Source organism: Tritonibacter litoralis (genome assembly GCF_009496005.1).
GTDB classification, from domain to species: domain Bacteria; phylum Pseudomonadota; class Alphaproteobacteria; order Rhodobacterales; family Rhodobacteraceae; genus Epibacterium; species Epibacterium litoralis.
Map to the genome: position 1 here is coordinate 1 of NZ_WIBF01000040.1, position 2,351 is coordinate 2,351.

Genomic DNA, 2,351 nt, shown 5'->3' on the forward strand with positions numbered 1-2,351 from the left:
CGATTCGAACGCCCGACCCTAACCTTGGCAAGGTTATGCTCTACCCCTGAGCTACGCCCGCACTCCGTTTCGGTGAGCGGGGTTTACGAATATGGGGCGATAACCGCAAGGGGAAAAACCGACTTTTTCAGAAAAAATTGCCGCTCGCCAAGGCTTAGGTGTCGCCGATCGTCGGCAGCGCATCAAAGCCGAAATGGCGCGCCATATTACAGGCGTTTTGGCTGCGCGGTTGGTATGAGATAAAACTCCCCGCCGGGCACGGGGGCAGGTCAAAGGCCTTGATCAGCTGCGCGTCCGTGCGCCCCTCCATCAGCACAATCCCCTCGCGTTCCAAAATATCCCGCGTGCCGCGCCCTTTGTCCTTGCGAATGCGGCGCGTAAAATCCTTTTGCTGCGCCACGGCCTCGATCACGTCGCGTGGAATGGGGTGTTCCTGGATCTGGCGAAACAATTCCGCCATGCGCGCATTGCCGGATTTGCCTTGGAAAATACAGGCCACCGCGTCACTGGGAATGCTGCGCCAGAAATTCGCTGGATAGGGCTGTTCCTTCAAAAGCCAGAGGATATGGCGAAACCCCTCGGCCGAAATGCTGCGCTTGGCATCCTTGTTCTGACCCGTGGTTAGATAGTCTGGACGCGCAATAATGAGCCCCAGATAGCACAGTGCTCGGTCTTCATCAGCAGCCACCAGAATGCAGGGATGATCCACGGCTTCGGTGGGGATCATCCAATTGGTGCCCATGGTGTTTTTGATATCCACGTCATGACCCAGGATTTCCGTATCCAAACGCCCTTTGCGCAGACCAAGAAGAGCGCGCAATTCGATCTCGACCCGGGTCCCGATATAGGTTTTTTCAGTCTTTTCCAGCTCTTCATACCGCCGCCGCCCGGTTTTGGCGGTCATGATCACCGCATCGATACAGTTGCGCAGCATCTGTGGAAAGGTCTGGCTCAGCTCGAATGAACCGCCGGCCCTTGCGGTGATGTCGTGGGCCAGCGCATCCAGCAAGGCAGCATCACGGTGATCCGCATCAATGGCGCTGGGAGGGAGGGTGCGTTTCATGAGCCTGCGTTTCGCTTGGGGCGTCTGGTGTGCTGTAAGTATTTGGGAAAAGATGAAAGCACAAACGGCATCATTTTCATCTTTTTATAAATACTTAAAAAGCAACTGCGCAATAGGCGCTTAAGCCGAGATGGAGCGCAAACCGGGCCGCACGATGGCCTGGCTGATCTGTTTGGCCACAGCGGCAGCGACAGGTGGGGGGAAGGCATTGCCAACCTGGCGATAGGCGTTGGTTTTGGCGCCAGTGAAATGCCATTCATCCGGGAACCCTTGGATTCGGGCCACCATTCGGCAGGTCAGGCGCGGCATGTCGTTGTGAAACGGGTCTGGCGCTTCATTGGCGATGGTACGCCCTTCCACTCCAAGGGCGGCCCAAGCGCGACGGGCGCGGGTGGGGCCCAAATCGGGGCCGCCGTGTTTTTTGGAGCCACCAACAATGGTCGGCGCAATTTCATTGGCCTGTGTTTTCCAGGCCTCAGCACCGCGCCAGCCGCGTTCCTTCATCAGGTCGATTAGGGTCTCACCCACGGTTGGTGGATTATAGGGCAGCGGATCCGGCCACGAAAACTGACCGTTGAATTCCTTGCGCAGGGCAATAATGACAACCCGTGGACGCAGTTGCGGCACGCCAAAATCCGATGCGTTGAGCAAGCGCCAATCGGTTTCATAGCCAAGTTTTGCCAGCTGTTTTTTCAGCTTTTCCCGGTAGTCGACAAACACCGCGTCCAGAAAGCCACGTACGTTTTCGATCATGACGGCACGGGGGCGGGTGGCCTGCACAATTTCGATTGCGTCGTCAAACAGGTTGCGCTCGTCCTTTTCGCCAAGCTGTTTGCCTGCCACAGAAAACGGAGGGCAGGGGAGGCCGCCCGCCAGAAGGTCGATGCCGCGATAGTCATCCGCGCGATCTTTGAATTCGCGCACGTCTTCTTCCAATACGTTCCAGGCCGGGCGGTTGTGGCGCAAGGTTGCGCAGCAATGTTTGTCAATCTCAACCAAAGCCGTGTGATCAAAACCCGCCCGTTCCAATCCCAAAGCCTGCCCGCCTGCACCTGCGCAAAGTTCCACCGATGTAAGCATCCTGCCTCGTTCTTGTCTTTTGGACTGGGAATGATTGTTCGCCCTCTGTTCTTATCGGGCTGAACGATTCCGATCAAGGGCCAGAGGGGAGAATAGAAAAACAAAAGCCGCCCAGGAAGGCGGCTGTTTTGTCCGAATGGAGCGGGCGAGGCGATTCGAACGCCCGACCCTAACCTTGGCAAGGTTATGCTCTACCCCTGAGCTACGC

The 2,351-nt window shown here is 57.0% G+C and carries 2 protein-coding genes; both read right to left on the reverse strand.

Annotated features, from left to right (window positions below; all coding sequences use genetic code 11):
• Window positions 1–154: 154 nt before the first annotated feature.
• Window positions 155–1,063, reverse strand: a complete 909-nt coding sequence (locus tag GFB49_RS20870) for a NaeI family type II restriction endonuclease (protein WP_153218183.1) — start codon at window positions 1,061–1,063, stop codon at window positions 155–157.
• Window positions 1,064–1,183: 120 nt separating this feature from the next.
• Entirely contained in the window at window positions 1,184–2,143 is a 960-nt protein-coding gene (locus GFB49_RS20875; RefSeq protein WP_153218185.1) for a DNA cytosine methyltransferase, read from the reverse strand.
• Window positions 2,144–2,351: the final 208 nt, after the last annotated feature.